Here is a 4,765-nt window from a genome sequence, read left to right on the forward strand (position 1 = left end):
CCCGCATCGAGGGCTCCGCGCTGCGCGAATACCTGAACTGGCTGGAGAAGCGGGAGGGCCGTCCGTTCCCGGACCACGACGCTTTCCACGCGTGGTCGATCGAGGACATCGACCGGTTCTGGGTCTCACTGGTCGACTACTACGAGGTCGGGTTCTCCGCGCCGTGGACGCAGGTCCGCACGGCGGACCCGATGCCGCACACCCGGTGGTTCACCGGGGCCCGGCTGAACTGGGCCGAGCAGGCCCTCCGTCGCGGGGCCGACGACGAGGTCGCGCTGGTGTGCGTCCAGGAGGGCGGGTCGCCCGCGCGGGAGATCACCCGCGGGGAGCTGCGCCGGTCGGTGGCGGCGGTGGCCGGGTGGTTGCGCCGCGCCGGTGTGCGTCCCGGCGACCGGGTGGGCGCCTACCTGCCGAACACCGAACACGCGGTGATCGCCTCCCTCGCCGCGGCGGCGGTCGGCGCCGTGTGGGCGTGCTGCTCCCCGGACTTCGGCGCCGACGGCACCATCGGCCGCCTCGCCCAGCTCGAACCCGTCGTACTCATCGCGGCGGACGGCTACCACTGGAACGGCAAGGAGATCGACCGCGCGGACGTCGTGGCGCAGCTCGCCGCGAATCTCCCGACGGTGCGCCATGTCGTCCACGTCCCGTACGTGTTCGACCGGCCGCACCCCGAGGGCGCGACGCCGTGGGACGAGCTCGTGGCGCGCGACGTGCCGGCGGAGTTCGAGCAGGTCGAGTTCTCCCACCCGCTGTGGGTGCTGTTCACCTCCGGTACCACCGGGCTGCCCAAGGGCCTGGTGCACTCCCAGGGCGGGATCACGCTGGAGGGCCTGAAGTGGTCAGGGCTCTACGCCGGGGTGCGTCAGGGCGAGCGGTACTTCATGTTCACCTCCACCGGCTGGGCGCTGTGGAACATGCAGATGTTCGTGCTCACCCAGGGCGCGTCGATGGTGCTGTACGAGGGCAGCCCCGGGTACCCGGCGGGCGCGGTGTGGGAGGTGGCCGCCCGCACCGGGTCGGACGTCATGGGGCTCGGTGCGGCGGTGATCATGGCGTCGGCCAACAGCGGTGTCTCGCCCCGCCAGGCGTGGGACCTGAGCGGGCTGCGCCACGTCATGGTCAGCGGCTCGGCGCTGCCGCCCGCCGGCTACCACTGGGTGATGGAGCACGTCAGCCCGGACCTGCGGATCGACTCCACCAGCGGCGGCACCGACATCTCCGGGGCCTTCGTCGGGGCGAACGAGTACGCCCCGGTGCAGGTGGGCCGCATCGGCGGCAAGCTCGCCGGGGTCGACTGCGCCGCCTGGGACGAGGACGGCAGGCCGGTGGTGGACTCCGTGGGCGACCTCGTCGTCACCCAGCCGATGCCGTCGATGCCGGTGTACCTGTGGAACGACCCGGATGCGGCGCGCTACACGGAGTCCTACTTCGAGACCTGGCCCGGGGTGTGGCGGCACGGGGACTGGGTGACGATGCACTCCGACGGCTCGGTCTCCATCCACGGCCGGTCGGACTCCACGCTCAACCGGCAGGGCGTCCGGCTGGGCAGCAGCGACTTCTACGACGTGTTGGAGACGATGCCGGAGATCGCCGAGACCCTCGTGATCGGCCTGGAGCAGCCCGACGACGGGTACTGGCTGGGGCTGTTCGTGGTGCCCGCAGCCGGGCACGAGCTGGACGACGAGCTCAAGCGGAAGATCGTCAGCACGCTGCGCACCCGGCTGACACCCCGCCACGTCCCCGACGAGATCCTCGCCGCCCCCGCCGTGCCGCACACGCTGAGCGGCAAGCGACTGGAGGTGCCGGTCAAGAAGCTGCTGGCGGGCAGGCCGCTGGAGAAGGCCGCGAACCTCGCCTCGGTTGACGACCCGGACGCGCTGCGCTGGTACGCGCGGTTCGCCGCGGACCGGCTGGCGCCGTCGAGCTGACGGCGTCGCGGTCGGGGAGGCGGGCATGCGGTTGGGCGCGACGCTCGTCCACCTGTCGGCGGCGCCGCCGTACCCGGTCGCCGAGTGGGCGCGGCGGCTGGTGGGCGAGGGCTTCGAGAGCCTGTGGACACCGGAGGTGATCGGGCGCGGGCACCTGGTCCCGGACCCGTTCGTGACGTTGGCGGCGGCGGCCACGGCCACCGACGGCGTGGAGCTGGGAACGGCCACCGTGCAGGTCCCGCTGCACCATCCGGCCGATCTCGCCCACCGGATCCTGTCGCTCGCGTCCGTGTGCGGCGACCGCCTGGCCCTCGGTGTCAGCCCCGGGTCGACCCGGGCCGACTCCGCCACGTTCGACCGGGACCACCCCGCGCGCTTCCGGACCTTCGACGAGAACCTCGCGCGGCTGCGGGTCCTGCTCGCCCGGGGGTGCGACGAGCGCGCCGATCTCGCCCCCACCGGGGTGGACGTGCCGATCCTGCTCGGCTCGTGGGGCGCCAAGGTCGAGCGGGCCGCCCGGGAGTTCGACGGCTGGCTGGCCTCGGACCACCGCCGCACCGCCGACCAGATCGTCGCCGCGCACGAGCGGTACCGCGCGGCCGGTGGCGGGCGGGCGGTCGTGTGCGCCGTCCGGGTGGCGGGAGAGGGGGATCTCGGCCCGGTCGGCGAGCGGCTGCACCGCTACGCGGAGGCTGGTTTCGATGACGCCGTCGTGCTGTTCGAGCCGGGCGGGCCGCGGCCCGAACAGGTCAGGACCCTCGTCCCCTGAGCGCCGTCACAGACCCCTCGGCGCGGCTGCGGTGGACATCGGGCCCGTCAGCACGTACGAGGAAGGAGACGGGCGACACGCGACCACGCACGCGAGGGAGATCGGCCATGGACCTGCAGTCGGCGGACCACCACCAGGGCCTGCCCGCGAGCATGCTCTCCGACGACGAGCTGGAACGGCAGGGCGCGCGGGCGCACGCGACGCGGAACTGGGTGTTCCTGCACGGCAGCGCCGACCAGTTCCGCCACCACACCGAGCGGATGCTGGAGCTGGAACGGGAGTACCTGCGCCGCCACCCGAAGCGCACCTGGCAGGGCGCGGGCGGCGCCGGGCCGGAGCGTGTGAGCCGGGTCGAGCAGATCCGGCAGGCGGTGCGGTCGTTCCAGACGCAGATGGACGCGCTGCTCGCCGAGCTGGCGCAGGCCGAACCCGTGCAGGCCGCGCGGACCGGGCCCACCGCGGCGGTGAACCGGTTCCTCGGCCGCTTCGCCGACACGCCGGACGGCCGTCTGCACAAGCTGGAAGCCCACCAGACCGCCCGCGAGCTGGGCCTGAGCCCGACCGAGGTGGCCACGCTGTACAAGCTGGATCCGCCGTTGCTGGCGACGCACGGTGCCGACCGGGTGCTCACTGCGGCCGGCCGCGCCCGGCTGGTCGAACGGACGTGGATCCGGGAGACGCCGGCCCGCTGGAACGCCGCCAAGGCCGCGGTGTTCGGCGACCTGGACCCCGCGCTGTTCGGGATCCACGCCGAGGCCGACGCGCCGCTCGGCGACGAGTGGTGGCGGGTCGAGGACGGTACCGGCGTCGTCGGGTACGGCCGGCTCGACGAGTCGTGGGGAGACGCCGAGATCCTTCTCGTCGTCGCGCCCGGAAGCCACGGCAGCGGCGTCGGGGCGTTCATCCTCGACCGGCTCGAGCACGAGGCCGCGGCCCGGGACATCAACTACGTCTACAACGTCGTTCCCGACGGGCACCCAGCCCGCGCCCGGACCGCGTCGTGGCTGCGGGACCACGGATTCACCGAGAACGCCGACGGCGAGCTGCGCAAGCGCGTGCTGGGTGACGGCGTGCGGGGGGAGACGGCGAGCCCGTGAGTGCGCGCTACGAGGGGGAGGCCTCCGGTTCCGGTGGCTCGGTGGGGGTGAGGAGTGCCTCGAGCTCGGCGATGCGCGCCGACAGGGCCGCGATCTCGGCGAGGATCTGGTCACGGGCCAGGCCGACGTCGACCCGGCGCGCGGGTGCGATCGCAGCGAGCTGCTGAGCGGTCAGCGCAGCGGGTGCGCTACCGGGGTGGGCGACACCGAGCGCGGTGAGGATCTGGTCGCGCGCGAACCCGACGTCGACGCGCAGGGCGAGGCGGGTGAGCAGCTGCCGGTCGGCATCGGTGAACATGTCGTCCTCCCGGAGTCGCGCCACCGTGCGGCGGAACTCGTCCATGTCGAAGTTGGGGTCGATCTTGCGGCCGGCGGGGGCGGCGATCTCCTTGTGTCCGAGCACCCGGCCCACGCCGAGCCCGTAGTGCAGTGTCAGCGCCGCGCACAGGCCGGCGTAGGCGTCCAGCTGGGCGCGCGGCCAGGCCGCGGTGCCGGTGGCCTCGGCCTCGATCCCGATCGCGAAGCGGTTGCCCTGGTCGGGGTGGAAGGTGGCGCCGGTGTGCGAGCACAGGCCCGCGGCGATGACGTACACCCGCCCGCTGCGGCCGAGCCCCAGGTGCGACAGCGGCCCGGGCAACCCGGGCCGCCCGTCGCGAATGACGTTCAGTGACGGGAACTCTCCGGTGGCGGGCCCCGCGGTGTGGTGGCAGACGATGGTCCGCACGCCCGACATCTGCCCGCGACCACGGCTCGCCCAGCCCGCCACCTCCGTGACCGGAAGCCCCGAGGCGCGGCAGGCCTGCGCGAGGTCGGTCAGGAGCATGAGGACGTCTCTCCGGGGAGCGGCGGGCTGACGGTTCGACAGTAGTTCCCACCTCCGGGGGACACGAGGCGGTCCGACAGCCGTCGCAGTGTCGGGAGGGAAGCACGAGCCGTCGTCAGGCGACGGGGTGCAGGACGAGCCACCC

Annotated in this window: 4 protein-coding genes; 3 read left to right on the top strand and 1 reads right to left on the bottom strand. The window is 73.6% G+C overall.

All coding sequences use genetic code 11. The features are described 5' to 3' along the window. The 3 genes from AB7J25_RS30180 to AB7J25_RS30190 all read left to right on the top strand — a co-directional run. Window positions 1–1,931, top strand: a 1,931-nt coding sequence (locus AB7J25_RS30180; protein ID WP_428514718.1) for an acetoacetate--CoA ligase, incomplete at its 5' end; no start/stop codon positions are given. 25 nt (window positions 1,932–1,956) lie between these two features. Continuing rightward, window positions 1,957–2,700: an LLM class flavin-dependent oxidoreductase gene (locus tag AB7J25_RS30185; RefSeq protein WP_428514720.1), complete on the top strand. Its 744-nt coding sequence runs from the start codon at window positions 1,957–1,959 to the stop codon at window positions 2,698–2,700. A gap of 107 nt (window positions 2,701–2,807) precedes the next feature. Then, window positions 2,808–3,797 carry a DUF6158 family protein gene (locus AB7J25_RS30190; RefSeq protein WP_428514722.1) on the top strand — a complete coding sequence of 330 codons (990 nt, stop codon included), beginning with the start codon at window positions 2,808–2,810 and terminating at the stop codon, window positions 3,795–3,797. A 7-nt stretch (window positions 3,798–3,804) separates the two neighbouring features. Here the strand turns inward: AB7J25_RS30190 and AB7J25_RS30195 are convergent, their stop codons facing one another. Next, entirely contained in the window at window positions 3,805–4,620 is an 816-nt protein-coding gene (locus AB7J25_RS30195; RefSeq protein ID WP_428514724.1) for an N-acetylmuramoyl-L-alanine amidase, read from the bottom strand. Window positions 4,621–4,765 lie beyond the last annotated feature (145 nt).

This window comes from Pseudonocardia sp., from assembly GCF_050246655.1.
Lineage (GTDB): Bacteria > Actinomycetota > Actinomycetes > Mycobacteriales > Pseudonocardiaceae > Pseudonocardia.

What these genes read in the sequence shown, in the direction of transcription:
- AB7J25_RS30195 (WP_428514724.1), bottom strand. Translation starts at nt 4,620, where the DNA reads ATGCTCCTGACCGACCTCGCGCAGGCCTGCCGCGCCTCGGGGCTTCCG.
- AB7J25_RS30185 (WP_428514720.1), top strand. Translation starts at nt 1,957, where the DNA reads ATGCGGTTGGGCGCGACGCTCGTCCACCTGTCGGCGGCGCCGCCGTAC.
- AB7J25_RS30190 (WP_428514722.1), top strand. Translation starts at nt 2,808, where the DNA reads ATGGACCTGCAGTCGGCGGACCACCACCAGGGCCTGCCCGCGAGCATG.